Below are 20964 nucleotides of genomic sequence, written 5' to 3' on the forward strand. Positions count from 1 at the left end.
TCAGGGTGAAGTTGGTGTTCTCGCGCAGGAGGATGAGCGGCCAGAAGAAGTCGTTCCAGGCCCCCTGAAACTGGGTGATCGCCAGCGCGACCAGAGCCGGACCCGCCTGCGGCAGCATCACCCGCCAGAAGGTCGTGAAGGGACCGGCCCCGTCGATGGCGGCGGATTCCTCCAGCTCGCGGGGTATCCCCTCGAAAAACTGCTTCATCAGGAAGACGCCCCCCGCCGCCACCAGCCCGTTCAGCCACAGGCCCCAGAGGTTGAGCAGCCCCAGGTCCTTGAGCAGGACGTAGTTGCTGATCAGGTTGACCTGACTGGGCACCATCTGCGCGAACAGCACGAAGCCCAGGAAAATCAGCGTCTTGCCGGGAAAGTTCAGCCGGGCCAGCGCGTATCCCGCCAGCGAGCACAGCACCACCGCCGCCGCCACCCGCAAAAAGGCATAGAGAAAGGTATTCGTCATCCAGGTGAAAAAGAGGCTGCGCCCGGTCGCGGGATTGGTGGTTTCGTTGAAAGCGCGGCGGTAGTTGTTGAAGGTGTAGCCCAGCACCCCCGGCGTGATGTTGCGGTAGGCCAGCGAGCGCCCGAAGTTCTGCTGGTCGGAGGGCGGCAGGGTGCCCCCCGCCAGCGTCTGCCCGCGCTGGATGTCCACCTGGAGGGGCGTGCGCTCGAAAATCGGGCCGCGCAGGAAGTAGGTGCCGCCGCGCTCGACCAGCTCGACGGGCTGGTACTGGGCGAGGGTGTACTGCACCGCCTGGGCTTCCGGGGTGTCCAGGGTGAGGGGCACCGTGCGTCCGTCCGGCAGCGTCGCCGTGAGGCGGTCGCCGGGGGCACCGATTTGGGCGCTGAGCACCCGCCCGGTCTGCCGGGTCAGGGCGGGGTAACGCACGGTCACCCGGTAGGAACGCACCTCGCCCCGCGTCCCCGCCGGGGTCAAAGAGACCTGCGCGAAGTCGCGGGCCTGCGCGAAGCGGGTGATGCTCACCAGACTGACGGGTTGGTACGGAAACAGGCTCACGGTGGGCGGTGCGGGCGGCGTGCCCGCGGGCGAGCGCACCTGCACGTCAAAGGTGACCGTGCGGCCAGGGTGCAGCCCCCCCCGCCAGCCCCCGCCGCCGCCCTGCACGCCGAGGTTGTATGCCGCGCCGATATATCGGGCGCTGAGCTGCGGAATCAGCAGCCGGGGCGGGTACTCGTTGGGATTGTCCTTGAAGCTGCTCAGGACCCCCATCAAAAAAGGCCCCAGAAAAAAGAGGCTCATCAGCAACATAAAGGCGTACAGCCACCCCGCCCGCGCCCAGCGCCGCCGCGCCAGCCAGCGCTCGTCGGGGGAGGTCGGGGCTGCGCGGCCCGCCGCCGGAAGGACCGTCATGGGCGCACCTCGGAGGGAAAGAAGCGGCGCTGCACGAACACCATCGCCAGGATGATGAGGGCGAGGATGATGGCCCCCGCCGCCGCCATGTTCACCGGGGCCGCGCCCGCCCGGAAGGTGTTGGCATAGACGTAGTAGGCCAGCGTAATCAGCGTGTCGCGCGGGGCCGCGCTCCCGATGACGGCGACCTGGTCGAACATCTGCATGGTCCCGATGAGGCCCACGGTGATGACGTAAAAGGTCACCGGGCGCAGGTTAGGCACCGTAACGTGCACGAGCTTCTGCCAGGGCGTTGCCCCGTCGATGTCGGCGGCCTCGTACAGCGCTCCGGGGATGTTTTGCAGGCCCGCCAGGAAAAACAGCATCAGGGTGGGCACCGTCGTGAAGGTGTTTTGGATGATCACCACCAGCAGCGGAATGCTCAGGACCTGCACGCCGCCCACGGTGACCCACTTGTCCGCGAAGTACTGGTAGTCAAAGGGGAGAACCTCGCGCACGCCCACCACCCCCAGGAACGCCAGGGCCGCCGTGACCGCCCCTGCCCCCAGCGCACTCACGACCGCCAGCGCGGGGTCAAACCACCCGGCGGGCCGCCCGGCGCGGCGCTCCAGCCAGACCTGAAGGACCTGCGCGAGCACCAGCCCGGTCAGGAAGGTCAGCAGCAGCGGCCCGTACGCCTGAAGCTGGGCAATCAAGTAGTTGGCGACCCCCCGGCGCTGAAAGAGCCACAGGAAGATGAGGGTAATCACCACGCTGCTGGTGATGGAGGGCATGTACCACGCTGAGCGGAAAAAGGCCATGCCCCGAATGCGGTTGTTCAGCGCGACCGCCATGAGCAGGGCAAAGACTGTTTGCAGGGTGGTCGTGACAACCGCAAACACCAGGCTGTTGGCGAGCGCCCGCCGAAAGGAGGGGTCGGCGAGCACCTGCGCGTAGGGCTGCGGCCCGATGAACTGCGGCGTATTGAACAGGTTGAAGTCGGTGAACGAGTAATAGACCGCCCGCCCGAAGGCGTAGAAGAAAAAGACGGCGCTGGTGACCAAAAAGGGGAGCAAAAAGAGGTAGGCGGTCGCCGTCTCTTGGCCTCGTCGGAACATGGCAGGCGCCTCCTTCCGGGGGAGAAAGGGCAGGGGAAACCGGGGAAGCGCCCGCCCGCGGCTGGGGCGCTCCCGCGGCTTCCGGGGGCGGGGGAGGCTGCGCTTAGCGGCGCTGGAAGGTGGTCATGTCGGCCTGCGCCTTTTTCAGGGCGTCGGCGGCGCTGCGCTGCCCGCTGAGGACCGAGGCCAGCGCTTCATTGATGGGCTTGGCCCAGTCGGGACCCTGCGGGCCGAAGGTAAAGGCGCGGACATTGCCGTCGTCGGCCCCGGCAAAGACGAGGCGGGCATTCTGGGCACCGGGGTCGGTCTTCTTGAAGTAGGCGTTGTTTTGCAGCGCCGAACGGCTGGGAATCGCCAAGCCCTGCTCAAGGACATACTGCTGGGCTGGGGCGCTTGTCAGCAGGTTGAGGACCTTGACGGCGGCGGCGCGGTTCTTGGTGTTCGCGTTGATCGCCCAGCCCACGGTGTACAGGAAGTTGCCGCGCTTGCCGGTCTTGTCGTTTTTGGGCAGCAGGGCGGTGCCGTATTTCAGGTTAGGGGCGTTGTCGCGCAGGAAGTTCACAATCCAGCCGCCCTCGATGGCGACCGCAACCCGGCCCGTCTTCAGGCAGTCGCCGCCCCAGCCCGCCGAGAGTTCGCTGGGGGTCACGCCCACCTTGTCCCGCGCCAGCCCGGTGTACCACGTAAAGGCTTCGGCAAAGCGCGGGTCGGCGAGGTTCGTGCGGCCCCGCGAGTCGAACTGCTGCCACCCGGTCGCGTAGGCAAAGGCCCCGAAGCGGTCCCAGTTGGGCGCGAGGCAGATGCCGTAATACTCATTGCCCAGCCGCTGCTTCAGGGTCCGCAGCTTGGTCGCCAGGCTGCTCCAGGTGTCGTTGTTGTTGGGATAGGCGACCTTGGCCTCGTCAAAGAGGTCGCGGTTGTACACCAGGGTCAGGGTGTTGAAGTCCTTGGCGATGGCGTAGAGCCTGCCATTGCGGGTAAAAGCGGTATTCAGGCTCCGGATAAAGGGGCTGGTGTTCACGACCCCGTTGAGCGGCAGAATCTTGCCGGTCGCTACGAACCCATCGAGGGTTTCGGCGGGGAGGTACATCACGTCCCCGGCGTTGCCCGCCGCGAGCAGGGTGGTCAGGGCCTGGTTGTAGTCGCCCTGGAGGGGCTGGTACGTCACCGTCACGCCCTCGCGGGCCATCACCGGGCGCACGAAGCGGTTGATAAGGTCATTGACGAGCGCCTGGTCGGTGCCGCCGTAGCCGTTGATTTTGATCGTGCGGGTCGCGGTCTGCGCGGCGGCGAAGGGGGTGAGGAGGGCGAGACCGAGAGACAAAAAGAGCACTCGTTTCATGGGGTTCCTCCGAAGGAAGGGGCGGGCGGCGGCGCGACCGTCGCGCCGGGAATGAGCTGGACGGGCACGAACTCTCCGCGGGGGGGCTGCCCCGCCATGGCCTCCTGCATCAGCGAAAGGGCGGTGCGGGCGATGCGCCCGATGTCCTGGGCGACGGTGGTGAGGCGCAGCGGCAGCGGCAGTTCGGGCAGGCCGTCAAAGCCCACGACGGATACATCCTCCGGCACCCGCACGCCGAGGTCTTGCAGGGCGGCGATGGCCCCCGCCGCGCTCTCGTCACTCTGGGCAAAGAGGCCCGTCCAGCGCCGCCCCTCCTCCCAGGCGCGGCGCACCGCGCGGTAACCGCCCAGCACGGTGAAGTCCGACGCGAGGGTCTGCACGCTGGCTCCCGCCGCCGCCGCCGCCCGCCGAAAGCCGCGCTCGCGGTCCTGGGCCACCTGGCTTTCCCCCGCGCCGAGGTAGGCCAGCTCGCGGTGCCCGGCCCGCAGCAGTGCGGCGGTCGCCAGGGCCGCGCCCCCCTCGTCGTCGGGAGCCACCCAGAACTCGCCCGGCTGGTGCCCGATGAGGACCGCCGGAACGCCCCGTTCCCGCAGCACGGTCAGGCGCGGGTCACCGTCGGTCGCGTGCATGACCAGCACGGCCCCCGGCAGCCGCGTGAGCTGAGAGAGGTCCGCCCGCAGGTTCACGAGCTGCACCCCCAGCAGGGCCGTGTGCTCTTCCAGCGCCTGCCGAAACAGCACGTGGTAGGGGCTGAGCAGGGGGTCACCCGGCGCAAAGGACAGCCCCAGCGTGCGCCCGGTGCGCCAGCTCAGGTGCCGGGCCGCCGGGTCGGGCGCGTACCCCAGCCGGGTCATGACCTCCTGCACCCGCAAGCGGGTCGGCGCCGCGACCGCCGCATGTCCGTTAATCACGCGGCTGACCGTGCCCTTGCTGACGCCGGCGGCGCGGGCGATGTCGTCGATGGTGGGAGGGCGGGACATGGAAACAGGATTCACCGTAGGCAGCCTCACCTCCGTCTGTAACCGGTTCCAATCGACAAGAGACTGACCCGTCTCGACTGGCCTAGACAGTTTGTAAGCGGTTACGACGCTATTGTGGGCTTTTCGGGGGGGTTGTCAAGTGGGGGGCGACTCAATGCCGGAGCACCCTGGAGCAGGGACCCCCCCCGCCCCGGTGGGCTAGACTGAGCGGCTGAACGCGCCCGCGCCGCCCCTGGCCGGAGCGCCCATACCCCGGAGGGACCCCAATATGGCCGAGCGAGATATTGACAAGCTTCTTTCCCTGACCGACAGCAAGTACCGCCTTTCGGTCGTGACCGCCAAGCGGGCGTTGCAACTGCGCTCCGGTGCGCCCAGCGTGTTGCCCGTCGAGCAGCGGGTACGCACCCGCAACCTCGTCACCCAGGCGATGCGCGAACTTGCCACGGGCAAGCTCACGGTGGGTACCAACTTGATGGACGAGGCCCGTTTTCATCAAGATTACGTGCGCCAGCGCCAGGCGCAACTGCAAGCGCAGCTCAACGCTGAACGCGAGCGCGAACGCGACTGAGCCGGACGTCGATTGCACCAAGCCAAGGCCCCCGCAGCATCGGCGGGGGCCTTGGCTTGGGGGTAGAGGGGGGAGGAGGCTAGTTGCCGCTCACCGGGCCGCTCGCTGTAACGCCTTCCACCAGCGCCGCCCGAATGCCCCGGGCGATACCGAGGGCCACGCGGTCGAGGTAGTGGGTGTCTTTGAGGTTGAGGCCGTCGACCGGGTGGCTGGCAAACCCGATTTCCACCAGGGCGGCGGGAATCCGGCTCTCGCGCAGCACGGCGAGCGAGCGGTTACTGCGCAGGCCCCGCGAATAGGCTCCGGTGGTTTCCACCAGATGCTGTTGCAGGAGGCCCGCCAGCGAACTCGACAGCGGGTGGTTGGGATTCCACCAGGTCTCGATGCCGTAGCCGCGCAGGGCGGCTCCCGCGTCCATCGCGTTGACGTGAATGCTGACAAACAGCTCGGTCCCTGGTGCCTTGCCCATCCCGGCGCGCAGCGAGAGGTCGGTCACTTTGTCGGGGTGCAGGTGGCGGTCGCTGTCGCGGGTGAGCACCACGTCCACCCCCGCCGCTTGCAGAAAGTCCCGAACGCGCAGGGCCACGTCCAAGGTCACTTCTTTTTCGACGATAGAGCCGACCGCACCGGGGTCTTTGCCCCCGTGCCCAGCGTCCAGGACCACCCGCGGCTTGGCGAAGCTCGCCGCCAGGGCCAGCAGCGCCGTGCCCCGGCTCACCGGGGTGGGGGGCACGGCGGCGAGCATCTTTTCCTGGGGCGAGAGGGGGGTGAGGTCGGCCAGGGCAGGCGAGAGGTCAATCGCGAGGCGCGAGAGCGTGCTGCCTTCCAGCGGCGGCACCAGCAAGGCGCGCCAGCCGCTGCGCTCGGTGAGGGGCGTGCCCGTCAGCAGCGTCACGGTGACCCCGTCCCGGCTCGGCTCGTAGCGCCAGGCGCGCACCTCTGGGCTGATGTTCTGGGCCGAGAGGGCCGCTGCCGTCACCCCGGTCAGCTCGACCCGCATCCCCACGCCGCCGGGAATCAGGCGGTAGGTCGTGCCCGGCGGGAGGTCCAGCACGATGCGGGTCAGGCCCGGATTCTTGCCGACGCGGGGGGCCGAGAGCGCCGCGCCCGCTCCCGGCCCAGGGCTGACCTGGCCCGCCAGCGCGCTGGGCTTGTTGGGGTTGTGACCGGGCAGAGCGGGGGGCGACGGGAGAGCCGCCCGGTCTGCGGGGGCAATCGCGTCGCCGGGCGGCAGTTGGTCGGCCAGCGCCTTAGGGATGGGCGGGGTGGCCGTGAGCGCCAGCGTGGGGGGCGCGGGTGTGGTCGCCGTGCGGACCAGTGCCTTGAGGGACGCGCTTGCCCCCCCCGACAGGGTTGGCCCAAACTCCAAGATGAGCACCCGCCCCCCCGATGCCAGGGTCGCCTCGGATGCCCGCCAGCCGTCCGTCAGCGACAGCGGAAAGGGGGTAAACAGCGTCACCGAGCCGTTTCCAGCCCGGTATTCGCTCACGCTCGCCCCCAGCCGGAGGGTCACGGCGGGCACCACGCGGGCGCCCTTCACGTCCAGCCGCAGCCCCCCAAAGGTGGGGTTGAGCGTATACGACACCCCCGGCGTGAGGTCAAAGACAACCCGCGTCTGCGAGCCGTCGCTGCTCGTGCGCGGGTTGCCGAAGGTCGCTTCTGCTTTGGCGGGGGCCGGAGCGGGAGCTGCCGGGGGGGGCGTCGTCGCCGCTGGCGCGGAAGGGGTGCCGCCCCGCAGGCTGGGCAGCGCCTGCGCCGGGGCCGTCCGCTGAAAGGGGTCCGCCTGCGCCCCCGCCCAGCACCCCACCGCACCGCACCACAAGACGGATGAGAGGAAGATGGTATGCGGCTTCATGTGTGCGCCCACTGTAATCCTAAAGAGTGAGAAGCGCGACCCCTCTGCTCATGATGAGGCCGCTCGGCTCATCCGGCGCGTCAAGGCCGGGCGACACTGACCCGCAGGAGAGGTCCGGCCTACACTCTGGCCATGACCGCCGCCGACCCTGCTTCACCGCATCTCCATCTGCCGGACGGCTCCTGCTGCGCGCCCAAGAAGTTCGCGCACCTGCACCAGCACACCCAGTACTCGCTGCTCGACGGCGCGGCCAAACTCAAGGACCTGCTGAAGTGGGTCAAAGAGGTCACCCCGCACGACCCCGCCTGCGCGATGACCGACCACGGCAACATGCACGGGGCGGTGCACTTTTACAACTACGCCTCCCAGATGGGCGTGAAGCCGATTTTGGGCTACGAAGCGTATGTGGTGCCCGGTTTCGGCACCCGGCGCGACAAGAAGCCCGGCGTGAGCGGTGAAAAGGGCATCTTTCACCTGACGCTGCTCGCCCGCGACTTTGAGGGCTACCAGAACCTCTGCCGCCTGAGCAGCCGCGGCTACACCGAGGGCTACTACTACAAGCCCCGCATCGACCATGAACTCTTGCAGGAGCACCACCGGGGCGTCATCGCCTTTTCGGGCTGCCTGGGGTCCGAGGTGCAGCAGCTTCTGCTCCAGGGGCGTGAGGACGAGGCCAAAGAGAGACTCCTGTGGTACCGCGACCTCTTCGGCGAGAACTACTTCATCGAGATTCAGGACCACGGCCTGCCGGAGCAGAAGCGCAACAATCCCATTCTGAAAGCCTGGGCGCAGGAACTCGGCATCGGGTTGGTCGCCACCAACGACGGCCACTACGTCAAAAAGACCGACGCCACCGCTCACGAAGCCCTGCTCGCCATCCAGACCAAGGCGACCCTGGCCGACGAACACCGCTTCAAGTTCCCCTGCGACGAGTTCTACGTCAAGGGCCTCGGCGAGATGCAGGCGGCCCTCCCCGTCTCTGAGTGGGGCGAGGAGCCCTTTGACAACACCGCTCACATCGCCTCTCTGTGCAACGTCGACCTGCCGGTCGGCAAGAAGCGCGTCTATCAGATGCCCGCCCTCCCCATTCCGGAGGGCCGCACGATGGCCGAGGAACTGCGGGTGCAGACCTACCGGGGGGCGATGCGGCGCTACCCGGCCCACCTCACCGCCGGGCTGCTGCGCGACTATGCCGGGCGCTCGCTGGCGGCGCTGGGCGCGGAGGACCGGGCGAAGGTTCTCGCCCGCGTGGGGGGGGCCGACCCCGCCACCTGCGACCTCGAACCCCTGTTCACCCTGCTCGCTTTCATGGGCAGCGAATGGGAGGCGCGTGGAAAGGCAGCGGGCGAGAAGTACACGCCTTACCCGGCGCTGGAGGTCATGGAAGCGGAAGCGGCAGCCGGGAAGCTGCCCCCCTACGCCCACGAGGACTGCCGCGAGGCCCGCCAGGGGGACAGCGACACGGCCATCGCCCTTGACCCGGCGGCGGACACGGAGGAGACCACCAAGGCCCACCACGCGCACGCCCTGACCATCCTGCGCCGGGCCGAGTACGAACTGTCGGTCATCAACAACATGGGCTTTCCCGACTACTTCCTGATTGTCGCGGACTACATCGGCTGGGCCAAGGACCAGGGCATCAGCGTGGGGCCGGGGCGTGGGTCAGGGGCGGGGTCCCTTGTCGCCTACGCCATCCGCATCACGAACCTCGACCCCCTGGAGTTCGAGCTGCTGTTCGAGCGCTTCCTCAACCCCGACCGCATCTCCATGCCCGACTTCGACATCGACTTCAACGATGCTCGCCGGGGAGAGGTCATCGGGTACGTGCAGCAGAAGTACGGCGACGACAAGGTCGCGCAAATCGCCACCTTCGGAACGATGGCGTCCAAAGCATGTCTCAAGGACGTGGCCCGCGTGATGGGCCTGGAATACGCCAAGGTCGACAAGGTCTCCAAGCTCATCCCCATCAAGTTCGGCAAGTCCTACTCGCTGGAGCAGGCCCGCGAAGCCGTGCCCGACATCCAGCAGATGCTTGCCGAAGACGCGCAGCTGCGGGAAGCCTACGAGTTCGCGCAAAAGCTCGAAGGCCTGACCCGCCACGCCTCGGTCCACGCGGCGGGAGTGGTGATTGGCAAGACGCAGCTCACCGACCTCGTGCCCGTGATGCGCGACACGTCCGGCGAGGGCATGGTCTGCCAGTACGACATGAAGGCCGTGGAGGACATCGGCCTCATCAAGATGGACTTTCTGGGCCTACGCACCCTGTCTTTCCTCGACGAGGCGAGGCGCATCATGCGCGAGTCCAGGGGCATCGACATCGACTTCGACGCCATTCCCTTCGACGACGAGAAGACGTTTGAGCTGCTGTCCCGCGGGGACACCAAGGGTGTCTTTCAGCTCGAAGGAGCGGGCATCGCGGACGCCTCCCGCCGCCTCAAGCCCCGGCGATTGGCCGACATCATCGCCCTCTCGGCCCTCTACCGCCCCGGCCCGATGGAGAACATCCCCACCTACGTCCGCCGTCACCACGGGGTCGAAGAGGTCGATTACGTCAAGGACGGCTTTCCCCACAGCGCGAAATGGCTGGAAAAAATCCTGGCGGAAACCTACGGTATCCCTGTCTATCAGGAACAGATTATGCAAATCGCCTCCGAGGTCGCGGGCTTCAGCTTGGGCGGGGCCGACCTCTTGCGCCGGGCGATGGGCAAAAAAGACGCCGAGGAGATGAAACGCCAGCGGCAGATTTTTGTGGAGGGGGCCGAAAAGAATGGGGTGCCGCCAGAAGAAGGCAACCGCCTCTTTGACTTGCTGGACGCTTTTGCGAACTATGGCTTCAACAAGAGTCACAGTGCGGCTTACGGTGTGATTACCTATCAAACCGCCTGGCTCAAGGCCAACTACCCCGTCGAGTTTATGGCGGCCCTCCTCACTGTCGAGCGGCGCGACTCGGACAAGGTGGCCGAGTACGTCAGTGATGCCCGCAAGATGGACGTGCGGGTGCTGCCGCCGGACATCAACCGCTCGGCCCCCGACTTCGCGGTTGTGGGCGAGGAGATTCTGTTTGGCCTGTACGCCATCAAGGGGCTGGGCGAGGCCGCCGTGCAAAAGATTCTGGAGGAGCGCGAGCGGGGCGGCGCTTACCGGTCCCTCGCCGACTTCTGCTCGCGCCTGGGCAACAAGGTCTGCAACCGCAAGGCGATGGAAGCCCTCATCAAATCGGGGGCCTTTGACCAGTTCGGCGAGCGCCGCCAGCTGCTGGAGAGCCTCGAAGAAGCGATGGCTTGGGCGCAGGGCGCGGCGGCGATGGCTCAAAGCGGCATGGACGCCCTCTTCGGCATGGCGGAAACCGCGCCGGAGCCGCGGCTGAGGGCGGGGGTCGAGCCGTACACCGACCTTCAGCGCCTCGCCGTCGAGAAAGAAGCTCTGGGCCTGTACATCTCCGGGCACCCGCTGGAGCAGCACGAGGGCCTGCGCGAGGCCGCAAGCTGCCGCATCTCGGACCTCGACGCCTGGTTTACCGCCCAGAACGTCGCGCCGGGCAAGCGGGTCAAGGCGGTGCTCGCGGGCATGATTGAAAACGTGGTCAAAAAGCCCACCAAGTCGGGCGGCATGATGGCCCGCTTCATCCTCGCGGACGAGTCAGGTCAGACCGAGCTGGTGGCCTTTTCCCGCGCCTACGACCGCATTCAGGAAAAGCTGGTGAACGACACGCCCGCCCTGGTCATCGTCGAGCTGGAGTCTGAAGACGGCGGCCTGCGGGCCATCGCCGAGGAGGTGGTCAGCGTCGAGCAGCTCGCCGAGGTGCCCAAGGTCATGTACGTGACCATCGACCTGGAGACGGCCACCCCCGACGCCTTGGGCGAGTTCCAGAGCGTGCTGGACGAACACGCCGGGACGATGCCGACCTACCTGCGGCTGGAGACCCCCGAACAGTTCGTGCTCTACCAGCTCGACCACGGCATGGGCAGTCCGGAGGCGGTTCGGGTGCTCAACCAGACCTTCCCCTGGGCCGAGGCCTACCTCGCCTACGACCAAGGCACCATCCTGAGCCGCTTTGCGCCCAAGCCCCCCGCGTGGATGACCAAGCAGGGGGGGAGGGGGATGCAGGCTTAGGCAGGGGGCGCTGGGCGCTCAGCGGCCTTGCTCATCCCCCCCGACCGGTGTTACCCTCTCCCCACCATGACACCCCTGCTGACGCCGCGCCAGGACCTGGCCCTGCGAGGGCTGGCCGCTGCTGCCCTCGCCCTGTTCGGGGTGTGCGCGGCCCTGGTCTTTTTCCTGCTGCGGGCGTGGGCGGGGATGCCAGAGGATACGCGGGAACTCGGCATTCCTGCCCTGCCGCTGGCCCGCGTGCTGCCGCACCTCGTGCTGGAGGGGACGCTGGGCCTGCTCACGGGGCTGCTGGGGGCGGCCTTGCTGGGCTTCCGGGCGTGGGCGGCGGGGTTGCCACACCGGGACGACCGGGCAGCGCGGCGGGCCTTTGTCGCGGCGACGCAGGGCTTTCGCTGGGCGCTGGGGCTGGGCGTGCTGACCTTCGTGGGGCTGCGGCTGTGGGCAATGGGGCAACCGCAGCCCACCATGCAACTGCTGCCCGCTGGGTTGTACGCCTTTCTCACGGTGGTGCTGGTCACCGGGCTGACCGGGCCGCTGCTGGGGTTGCTGTGGCTGGGCTTCGGAGGGCTGTCGCGCTGGGCACGGCGGGTGGGGCCGTGGCAACAGCACCCCGCACCGTCAGGAGCGCTGCACCGTGCCCTGCGGGACGCGAACTCGCCCCTGAAGTACGCCGCCGCCTTGCTGCTGGGCCTGGGCCTGTGGATGTCGCCCGCGACGCTGATGGAAGTGACCACCTCGGCGTACCACATCACCGACTTTGACGGGGTGCTCGCTGGGCAGCTGCAACCCCTCCTCTCGGTGGTGGTGGGGCTGCTGCTCACTACTGGGTTCACGCTGCTGCTGTGGCGTTCGCTGACGCGGCAGGTCTGCTCCGTCCTTGACCCCCAGCGCAGCGCTGTCTCCGAGCTGCTGGAGCGCCAGGAGACGCCGCCCGTCGAGCGGGGCCGGGTCAGCCCCGCCGAGGCGCTGCGGGGTGCCCTGCGCCCGCCGTACTGACCCCCCAAGAAAACCCCCGGCACGTCCTGACGGTGAGCGTGCCGGGTTTCTGTGCGCAGGCTCAGGCAAACTGCGCTTTCATCAGCATGATTTTGAGTTCGTGCGGGCTGGTCGCGGCCTGCATCGCGTCTTCCTCGGTCATCAGCCCCTCGCTCACGAGCCGGGCGAGGTGCTGGTCAAAGGTGTGCATGCCCCGCGCTCCGCCCTCCAAGAGGGCCTGCTTGATTTCGTCGGTGCGCTCCGGGTCCTTGATGCACTCGCGGACGGTGGGCGTGCCCAGCAAAATCTCCATGCCCAGCACCCGACCGCCGCCCTGGCGCGGCAAGAGGCGCTGACTGACCACCCCGACGAGGCTCTCGGAGAGGCCCAGCCGAATCTGGTCGCGCTCGTGGGGGGCAAAGAAATCGATGATGCGGTTGACCGTGCGCAGGGCGTCTTGGGTGTGCAGGGTGGAAAAGACGAGGTGCCCGGTCTGCGCTGCCGAGAGCGCGGCCTCGACCGTCTCCTTGTCGCGCATCTCGCCGATGAGGATGACGTCGGGGTCCTGGCGCATCGCTGCCCGCAGGCCCGCCGCAAAACTCAGGGTGTCGGTGCCGAGTTCGCGCTGCGAGATGAGCGCCCGCTTGTCGCGGTGCAGCACCTCGATGGGGTCTTCGAGGGTGACGATGTTGACGGGCTGGGTGGCATTGATGTGGTCAATCAGCGAGGCCAGCGTGGTCGTCTTGCCCGACCCGGTCGGCCCGGTCACGAGCACCAGACCGCGTTCGTGGGCGGCGAGTTCCTCAAAGGTGGCCACCGGCAAGCCCAGCTCGGCAAAGCTGGGGATGGGTTTGTCCTCAATCACGCGCATGATGAGGCCCACCGTGCCGCGCTGGTAGTAGGCATTGACCCGGAAGCGGGCCACGCCGGGCACCCCGTAGGCGAAGTCGCTGTCACGTCGGGCCAGGAACTCTTCCCACAGGCCGGGCCGCCCCATCATCTCGCGGGCAAAGGCCTCGATGTGTTCGGGCAGCAAGCGGTCTTCGCCAAAGCGCACAATCTCGCCGTTCACCCGTGCGGCGGGCGCGCTCCCGGCCCGCAGGTGGATATCGCTGGCCCCGGCCTTCACGATGACGCCCAACAGGGCTTGCAGCACGCTCATCTCGCCCCGCAGGCTAGCGAACGGGGTCTTACAGCTTTCTGCGCGCCCGCTCGCCGGGACGGGGCAGCGGGCGCGGGGTCACTCACCCAGGGCCTTGGCTTCCTTCTCGCCGCGCAGCTTGCGGCTCTCCAGGTCCGCGTGCTGGGTGAGGTAGCGCAGCCAGCCCTTGGGGGTCAGCGGTCCCAGACCGTTGTGCTCGACGGTCAGCCCCTCGGCGGGCGGCGAGGCGTTCAGGCGGCGGGCGAGGTCCACCGTCCGCGAGCGGGTCTGCGAGAGCAGCTCTTGCAACTCGCGCAGCGAGACGCCCGCGCCGGGCTTGTAGGGGTGGTGCTCGTCGCGCACGAACTCGCGCTCGCCCAGCGCCACTCGCAGCCGCTCCTGGCCCCAGCGCTCGATGCCGATAATGTGCGTCAGCACCCCCCGGTTGGCCGGCGTGTTGGCGGCGCGGCCCGCCCGCTGAAAGAGGGCGACTCCGGCCCGCTCCAGCCCCTGGGCAAGTTCGGCGTAGCTCTGGCGGGCGGCGGGGCGCTCCAGCGCCTGCGCGACAAACAGTTCTTTGACGTCTTCCTTGCGGTAGCGGGCGACATAGGCGGCCCCGGCGGCCACCCCAACGGTCGCCACGGTGACGACGGTGGGCACAAACAACTTGCGGCGCTTGGTCATGAATTCAGTCTAAGGTTTGTGGGGGGGCGGGAGCCACGACCTCTCCCGGCAGGCCGATGAGCCGCACCTGCGAATCTGGCGGGCAGGGCAGCACGTCCACGAGCATCAGCGGGTGCGCCAGCGTGTATTCGGGCACGCCGAGGCTAAGGCCCCGCGCCCCCCAACCAAAGCCCTTGCCTAGTCGCCCACCCTGGCGGTCAGCGGCAACGCAGGCGAGGACGGCGGCCTGTGCTCCCTCCGGGTGCAGCCGCGGCTCGCCCACGCGGGGCATTGCCCGGAGCTGCGCCCCCGCCGGGTCGCTGAGGCACCAGTACCACCCTTCCCGCGTCTGGTGCGGCACATAGATGGCCACCCCCGCCTCCAGCGCGAGCTTGCGCAGGGGATACAGCACCCGGTCCCCCCCCACGACCAGGGTGCGGTGCCGGGTCACCTGCGGATGAGAGAGGAGCGCCCGCGCCGCCTGCGCCGCCCCGACAAAGTTGGGATGGTGCCCGTGCGGCGGCAGCGGGTACCCGCAGGCCCGCTCGCGCAGCAGCCGCGTCCAGACGGTTTCGCGCCACGTCCCCGGCAGGGTCATGGCAGGGGAGTTAGAGGTCACCCTCGCCCGGCAGGCGGCTTTGGTTGGGGGTGGGGTCGGGGAAGGCGGGGTTGGCCTTACGCCCCGCGTCATGGGGGTAGGTGCGTGAGTCGACGACGTAAGCCTCTGGCCGGGGTCGGTCCTTGAAGCGGGTCACGCGGGCGGGGAGTCCCATCGCGATGCCGTGGGGCGGGATGTCGCCGCGCAGCAGGGCGTGGGTGGCGAGCATCGCGTCGTCGCTGACCACGCTGCCCGCCAGAACGGTGGAGTGATAGGTGATGCGGGCACCGCGCCCAATCACGGTTTTGCGCAGGGTCACATCTGGGCCGTCGAGGACCGAGTGCGTGTGGCTGTAGACGTTGACGTAGTCGCTGAGCGAGGCGTAGTCGTGCAGCTCTATGCCGCCGATGTCGTCGAGAAGCACGTGGCGGTGAACGACCACGTTGTCGCCGACCTCCATGTTGTAGCCTACCGAAAACTCGACGTTCTGCCAACATTTGAAGTCGCGCCCCACCCGCCGGAAGATGTGCCCGGCGAGCAGGCGGCGCGTTGGAATCCCAGTGACCGGGTTTTGGCCGACCGGGGTGAGGTCGAGGTTCTTCCACAGCCACAGCAGCGGCTTGACGCGGGCAAAGCGCTCGGCGTCCGTCGCCAGGTAGTACTCGGCCTCAAAGGTCACGTTCCGCGCATCGAGGTTGAGGGCCGCGAGGGGCGCGTCCGCGAGGAGTTGCCCGTACTCGCGTCCGTACATCGCTTGCGCGAGCACCTCGCGGGCCAGGACGTTGCGGTCGGTTGCGGGGTCCGCGAGCCGGGCTTCTAAGTCCCGCAGAAACTCGTTATACGCGGCCTGCGCGTCTGCGTCGATTTGTACCGGCTTCAGCCACGTCACGCCTGCCACTGTAGCGCGTGGGAGGCGGCCCACTGTGGGAAGTAAAGCAGGGTTGAGGGAAGTGGGCGGTGGTCAGTGGGAAGTGGTCAGTGGAGAGGGAAAGCTTTTGCCAGAGCCGAAGCCCTCCGGTTCCACTCCCCACTCCCTACTCCCCACTGCCCAAAGACCCTATTCCAGCGGCATCGTCATGATGTTGGCCCCCGCGTCCACGTAGACCGTCTGCCCGGTCACGCCGCTGCCCAGGTCTGAGAGCAGGAAGAGGGCGAGCTTGCCCACCTCTTCCGGGGTGGCGTGGCGGCCCAGGGCGGCGCGGCGTCCGGCCTCGTCGTACAGGCCGCTAAAGCCGGGGATAGAGCGGGCCGCGACCGTCCGCATCGCCCCGGCACTGATGGTGTTGACGCGCACGTCCGCCTTGCCCAGGTCGGCGGCGAGGTAGCGGGTGGCGGCCTCCAGCGCCGCCTTCGCCACGCCCATCACGTTGTACTTGGGCACGACCTGCTGCGAGGCGTGGTAGGTCAGGCTGACGATGCTGCCACCGGGGCGCAGCAGGGGTTCGGCGTGCCGGGCCGTGCTCACCAGCGTGTAGGCGCTGACGTTCAGGGCGGTGTTCCAGTCTTCTGGGGTGGTCGCGATAAAGCGGCCTTCCATCGCGGCCCGCGGCGCGTAGGCGATGGAGTGCACGAGGTAGTCAAGGTGCCCGAACTCCTCCCGCACGCGGGCAAAGAGCGCCGTCAGGTCCTCTTCGCTCGTCGCGTCGGCCTGCTGAATCCAAGTGCCCTCTCGCCCGGCGGTCAGCTTCTCCAGTTCGCCCCGCAGCCGCTCGCCCTGGTAGGAAAAGCCCACCCGGCACCCCGCTTGCAGCAGCGGCTCCGCGATGGCCCAGCCCAAGCTGCGGGCATTCGCCACGCCCATCACCAGGGCCGTCTTGCCGGAAAGGTCAATCGTCACGCTCATGGGGGCGACTGTAGCAACGCGGCGGGGCCAGGGTTGGAGCGGGTGCAAGAAAAGGGGGTGTGGGCCAGGCTTTCTTCTCCATCCAGTGCGGGGGATGCAGCCTTCACGCTGAGGGGAGCGAAGGGTCCCAGTCACCCGACGAGGAGATGCTTCGCCCTGCGGCTCAGCATGACAGGCCCTCCGTTGCTGATGAACAGAAGCCGCCTGTTTCGCTTGGACAGGATTCAAGCCGAGTCACAAGCCGAGTCAAGAGAAAAGCCTGCGGTGCCAGCGCAGCTTCCCCCCGCTGCCCGCTGAGAGCTGACGGCTGACAGCTAACGGCTGAGAGCTGACCGCCCCCTCCCACCTCTCCCACACCCCCACCGGGGGTAGACCCGTCAGACTTCGGTGAGACATGCGCTTTCATACTGACTCTCTGATGCTGTTGCGCTCGCCCCTGCTCGGCCTGCCCCACGCGTTTACCACGCGGGTGGGCGGCGTGTCGCTGGGGGCCTACGCAGGCCTCAACCTCGACGACCGCGAGGACGACCCGCGGGCGGTCGCCGAGAATCGCCGCCGGGTGGCGGAGGCGCTGGGCTTCGGCGCGGACCGGGTGGCCCGGCTCCATCAGGTGCACGGCACCGACGTGCGAGAAGCGCGGCCCGGCGTGCAGGAGGGCGACGCGCTCGTAAGCACCGAGCCGGGGCTGCTCCTCGCGGTCGGGACCGCCGACTGTTACCCCATCCTCCTCGCGGACGAGGGGGCCGGGGTGGTCGGGGCCGCGCACGCGGGCTGGCGCGGCACGCTGGGGCGCATCGCCGCCCGCACGGTGGAAGCGATGGTGGCGCGGGGGGCGAGTCCCGCCCGCATCCGCGCCGCCGTCGGCCCCGGCATCTGCGGCGAGCGGTATGCGGTCGGCGTGGACGTGGCCCGGCAGTTCCGGGAAGCGGGGCTGGGGGACAGTGTGCTGGAGCGGGAGGGCGGCCCGCACCTCGACCTCGCCGGGGCGAACCGAGCGGTGCTGCTGGGGGCGGGGCTAAAGCCGGAACACCTCTGGCTGAGTGGGCGCTGCTCGACCGAAAGCGAGTTTTACTCCTACCGCCGGGACGCGGGCCGCACCGGGCGGATGTGGGCGGTCATCGGGCTGCCGGGGGCGGGCGCGTGAGCCTGCTGCGGCCCCGTGACGTGATTGGGCACGTCCACGACATCACCCCAGAGTTTCTGGCGGCGCGGGGGCTGCGCGGGCTGCTGCTTGACCTCGACAACACCCTGATTCCCTACGGCAGCTACGAGGAACGGGCCGACGTGATGGCCTGGGTCGCGGGGCTGCGGCGGGCAGGCATCCGGCTGTACCTGCTGAGCAACGCGACCGGCAAGCGTGCCCGCTTCTGGCTCGACAAGCTCGGCTTCGAGGGGGTCGGGATGGCGGGCAAGCCCAACCCCCGCGCCTTTCGGCAAGCGCTCGCGCAGCTTGGCTTGCCCCCCCAGCAGGTCGGCATGGTGGGCGACCAGCTCTTTACCGACGTGCTGGGGGGCAACCTCGCGGGGATGCACACCATCCTCGTGCATCCCCTAGAGGGCAATGCCCTGCCGCACACCCGCGCCGCCCGGCGGCTGGAGCGGGCGGTGCTGAAACGCTACGGACACGACTGGCGGGCCTAGCCCCGCCCCCAGCATCCAGGAACAAGAATCCAGGAACAGAAACAAAGAGGAGGAGGCACAGTGGCACTTTCCATCGGCGACCGGAGGCTCGGAGCGATTCTGCTGGAGCAGGGGTACGTCAGCGACACCGAACTGCAAAAGGCGCTGGTCCGGCACGCCGAGGTCGGCGGGCGGCTGGCCGACATCCTGATTGATTCTGGGCAGGTCGGCGAAAAGCGCATTGCGCGGGCGATTGAAGAAGCGCTGGGGATTCCCCTCGTCAACCTGCTGGTGGTCACGCCGGACACGGCGGCGCTCGCGGCGGTGCGGGCACAGACCGCGCAGCGGGTGGCGGCCTTTCCCTTTGCGCGGGAGGGCGACGTCCTGCGGGTGGCATTTGTGGACCCCCTCTCCAGCCTCGCCATCGAGGCGCTGGAGGACGATTCGGGCCTCAGCATCGAGCCGTACCAGGCCCTGCGCGACCAGGTGCACTGGGCGATTGCCACCTACTACCCCGAACTGGGGCTGAACGTGCCCCTGCCCGGCGAGGCGGGCGGCGACGTGCAGGGCGGCCAACTGGGACGGCTGCTCGTCTCCCGCGGCCTGGTGACCGATGCGCAGCTTCAGGTGGCCCTCGATGCCCAGCAGCAGACCGGCGAGTCGCTGGGGGCCACGCTGGTCGCGCAGGGTGCCCTCACCGAAGACCGCCTCTACGAGGTGCTCGCCGAGCAGGCGGGCACGCCCTACCTGCCCGACACGCGGGGCCTTCAGCCCCCGGAGGAAGTCCTGGGAGCGCTGCTGCGCGCGGACGCCCTGCGGCTCTCGGCGGTGCCGATTGAGGAAACGCCCGCCGCCGTGGTCGTCCTGACGAGTGACCCCCGCCGCCGCGAGGAACTTGCTGCCCTGGTGGGCCGCCCGGTGAACCTGGTGCTCGCCCGACCCCGCGACGTCGAGGCCCTTATCGAGCGCTGTTACCCCCAGCGCACCCGCCTGGGCGAGCAGATGGTGCAGCAGGGCACACTCTCGCGGGCGCAGTTGCGCGAGGCCCTCCAGGTCCAGGCCCGCGGCGGCAAGGTCAAGCCGCTGGGCGAGGTGATTGTCGAGCTGGGCTTTGCGACCCCCGGCGACATCGACGCGGCGCTGCAAAAGCAAAACGCGGGGGGTGGGCGGCTCGAAGACACGCTCGTGCAGTCGGGCAAGCTCAGCCCGGAGATGCTGGCCCGCTCGCTGGCCGCGCAGCTCGGCTACGAGTACCTCGACCCCGGCCAGAACCCGCCCGACCCCGCCGTCGCCCTCCTGATTCCGGAAGCGACCGCTCGGCGCTACGGGGTGGTTCCGGTGCGGCTCCAGGGCGAGGCCCTCATCGTGGCGATGAAGGACCCGCGCAACGTCTTTGCGCTCGACGACCTCAAGCTCATCACGGGCCGCGACATCGTTCCGGCGGTGATGGCGGAAAAAGACATCACCCGCCTCATCGAGCGCTACCACGGCAACAAGGACATGGCGGCCCTCAACCAGAAGCTCGCTGCCGAGAGCCGGGCGCGGGAGGCCAAGCAAGAAGACCTGGACCTCACGGCGGGCCTCGATGACAACGCGGTCGTGCGGGTGGTCGACCAAATCATCCGTGAGGCTGCCCTGCAAGAGGCCTCCGACATTCACATTGAGCCGACCCAGACGGCCCTGCGGGTCCGCTACCGCATCGACGGGGTGCTGCGCGAACAGCCGGAGCTGCCGCGGGGCAGCGCCCAGAGCATCCTCGCCCGCATCAAAATCATGGGGAACCTCGACATCTCCGAGCGGCGGCTGCCCCAAGACGGACGGGTGCGCTTCAAAAAGGGCAGCATCGACATCGACCTGCGGCTCTCGACCCTGCCCACCGTGTACGGCGAAAAGGCCGTGCTGCGCCTCCTGCAAAAGGCCGAGAACATCCCCGAAGTCGAGCAGCTCGGTTTTTCCGCCCACAACTTCCAGCGCTACCTCGACGTCATCGAAAAGCCCAACGGCATCTTTCTGGTCACCGGGCCGACGGGGTCGGGCAAGTCCTTTACCAGTTTTTCCACCCTCAAGCGCATCGCCCGGCCTGAAAAGAACACCACGACCATCGAGGACCCCATCGAGTACGAGATTCCGGGCATCGTGCAGTCGCAGGTGAACACGACGGCGGGCATGACCTTTGCCCGCGCCCTGCGGGCCTTTTTGCGCCAGGACCCCGACATCATCTTCGTGGGGGAAATCCGCGACACCGAAACGGCCAAAATCGCCACCGAAGCGGCCTTGACCGGGCACCTGGTGCTTGCCACCCTGCACACGAACGACGCGCCGGGGGCGATTACCCGCCTCGACGAGATGGGCGTCGAACCCTTTAACATCTCGGCCTCCGTGATTGGGGTGCTCGCGCAGCGGCTGGTGCGCCGGGTATGCACCGAGTGCAAGCAGCCCACCAACGCCGACCCCGACGTGCTGCGCCGCCTGGGGCTGACCGAAGAAGAGGTGCGCGGGGCCTCACTGATGCGCGGGGCGGGCTGCCCCCGCTGCGGCGGCACCGGCTACAAGGGCCGCATGGGCATTCATGAACTGATGGTGATTGACGACCCCCTGCGCCGCGCCATCGGGGCCGGCCAGACCGCCTCCGAGCTGCGTGACGTGGCCCTGCGCGAGAGCGGCATGAAGACGCTGCGCCAAGACGGCATCGAAAAAGCGCTCGCGGGCCTGACCACCCTCGAAGAAGTCCTCGCGGTGACGGCGGGCTAAGGAGCGTTGCCAGCGGCCAGCCGCCAGCTCCCACAGCCCACTGACC

General features: G+C 68.4%; 16 protein-coding genes (1 of these 16 running past the window's edge). 6 read left to right on the forward strand and 10 right to left on the reverse strand.

Going from position 1 to position 20964, the window contains the following annotated elements:
* From H565_RS0103955 to H565_RS0103970, 4 genes are all read right to left on the reverse strand, one after another.
* Positions 1 to 1372, reverse strand: the 5' portion of a protein-coding gene (locus tag H565_RS0103955) for a carbohydrate ABC transporter permease (protein WP_027459896.1). The gene continues 161 nt to the left of window position 1, outside the view; only the first 1372 of its 1533 coding nucleotides appear in the window; its start codon is at positions 1370 to 1372; the stop codon falls past the left edge of the window.
* Positions 1369 to 2469, reverse strand: coding sequence for a carbohydrate ABC transporter permease (locus tag H565_RS0103960; RefSeq protein WP_027459897.1), 1101 nt, complete (start codon positions 2467 to 2469; stop codon positions 1369 to 1371). The genes H565_RS0103955 and H565_RS0103960 overlap by 4 nt, the downstream gene beginning before the upstream one ends.
* A 103-nt stretch (positions 2470 to 2572) precedes the next feature.
* The gene (locus H565_RS0103965) at positions 2573 to 3811 is read right to left on the reverse strand and encodes an ABC transporter substrate-binding protein (RefSeq protein WP_027459898.1); all 1239 of its coding nucleotides are present in this window, start codon (positions 3809 to 3811) and stop codon (positions 2573 to 2575) included.
* Positions 3808 to 4791, reverse strand: coding sequence for a LacI family DNA-binding transcriptional regulator (locus tag H565_RS0103970; protein WP_027459899.1), 984 nt, complete (start codon positions 4789 to 4791; stop codon positions 3808 to 3810). The genes H565_RS0103965 and H565_RS0103970 overlap by 4 nt, the downstream gene beginning before the upstream one ends.
* Positions 4792 to 5059: 268 nt before the next feature.
* On the opposite strand from H565_RS0103970, the gene rpoZ reads away from it, so the two are divergent.
* Positions 5060 to 5359 (forward strand): DNA-directed RNA polymerase subunit omega, encoded by a 300-nt coding sequence (gene rpoZ, locus H565_RS0103975; RefSeq protein ID WP_027459900.1) that lies wholly within the window; start codon positions 5060 to 5062, stop codon positions 5357 to 5359.
* 79 nt (positions 5360 to 5438) lie between these two features.
* On the opposite strand, the gene H565_RS0103980 is transcribed toward rpoZ, so the two are convergent.
* On the reverse strand, positions 5439 to 7214 hold the full coding sequence (locus H565_RS0103980; protein ID WP_034408328.1) for an N-acetylmuramoyl-L-alanine amidase: 1776 nt from the start codon (positions 7212 to 7214) through the stop codon (positions 5439 to 5441).
* A gap of 132 nt (positions 7215 to 7346) precedes the next feature.
* Between H565_RS0103980 and dnaE the strand changes: the two genes are divergently transcribed.
* Together dnaE and H565_RS0103990 are read left to right on the forward strand one after the other, a co-directional pair.
* On the forward strand, positions 7347 to 11327 hold the full coding sequence (gene dnaE / locus H565_RS0103985) for a DNA polymerase III subunit alpha (RefSeq protein WP_027459902.1): 3981 nt from the start codon (positions 7347 to 7349) through the stop codon (positions 11325 to 11327).
* A 66-nt stretch (positions 11328 to 11393) separates the two neighbouring features.
* Positions 11394 to 12323: a hypothetical protein gene (locus tag H565_RS0103990; protein WP_034408331.1), complete on the forward strand. Its 930-nt coding sequence runs from the start codon at positions 11394 to 11396 to the stop codon at positions 12321 to 12323.
* Between the two features lie 61 nt (positions 12324 to 12384).
* On the opposite strand, the gene H565_RS0103995 is transcribed toward H565_RS0103990, so the two are convergent.
* From H565_RS0103995 to H565_RS0104015, 5 genes are all read right to left on the reverse strand, one after another.
* Positions 12385 to 13464, reverse strand: a complete 1080-nt coding sequence (locus tag H565_RS0103995) for a type IV pilus twitching motility protein PilT (RefSeq protein ID WP_027459904.1) — start codon at positions 13462 to 13464, stop codon at positions 12385 to 12387.
* A 78-nt stretch (positions 13465 to 13542) separates the two neighbouring features.
* Positions 13543 to 14127, reverse strand: coding sequence for a DinB family protein (locus tag H565_RS0104000; RefSeq protein ID WP_027459905.1), 585 nt, complete (start codon positions 14125 to 14127; stop codon positions 13543 to 13545).
* A gap of 4 nt (positions 14128 to 14131) precedes the next feature.
* Positions 14132 to 14704: a 5-formyltetrahydrofolate cyclo-ligase gene (locus H565_RS0104005; protein ID WP_027459906.1), complete on the reverse strand. Its 573-nt coding sequence runs from the start codon at positions 14702 to 14704 to the stop codon at positions 14132 to 14134.
* Between the two features lie 10 nt (positions 14705 to 14714).
* Positions 14715 to 15593 (reverse strand): acyltransferase, encoded by an 879-nt coding sequence (locus tag H565_RS0104010; protein WP_027459907.1) that lies wholly within the window; start codon positions 15591 to 15593, stop codon positions 14715 to 14717.
* Positions 15594 to 15761: 168 nt separating this feature from the next.
* On the reverse strand, positions 15762 to 16547 hold the full coding sequence (locus H565_RS0104015) for an enoyl-ACP reductase FabI (RefSeq protein WP_027459908.1): 786 nt from the start codon (positions 16545 to 16547) through the stop codon (positions 15762 to 15764).
* 394 nt (positions 16548 to 16941) lie between these two features.
* On the opposite strand from H565_RS0104015, the gene pgeF reads away from it, so the two are divergent.
* Genes pgeF through H565_RS0104030 form a run of 3 tightly spaced genes read left to right on the forward strand, consistent with a single transcriptional unit; the run spans position 16942 to position 20918 of the window.
* On the forward strand, positions 16942 to 17691 hold the full coding sequence (gene pgeF, locus H565_RS0104020; RefSeq protein ID WP_027459909.1) for a peptidoglycan editing factor PgeF: 750 nt from the start codon (positions 16942 to 16944) through the stop codon (positions 17689 to 17691).
* Positions 17688 to 18188, forward strand: a complete 501-nt coding sequence (locus tag H565_RS0104025) for a YqeG family HAD IIIA-type phosphatase (RefSeq protein WP_027459910.1) — start codon at positions 17688 to 17690, stop codon at positions 18186 to 18188. The genes pgeF and H565_RS0104025 overlap by 4 nt, the downstream gene beginning before the upstream one ends.
* 60 nt (positions 18189 to 18248) lie before the next feature.
* Positions 18249 to 20918 (forward strand): type II/IV secretion system protein, encoded by a 2670-nt coding sequence (locus H565_RS0104030; protein ID WP_027459911.1) that lies wholly within the window; start codon positions 18249 to 18251, stop codon positions 20916 to 20918.
* Positions 20919 to 20964: the final 46 nt, after the last annotated feature.

Source organism: Deinococcus murrayi DSM 11303, from assembly GCF_000482805.1.
In the GTDB taxonomy this organism is placed as follows: domain Bacteria; phylum Deinococcota; class Deinococci; order Deinococcales; family Deinococcaceae; genus Deinococcus; species Deinococcus murrayi.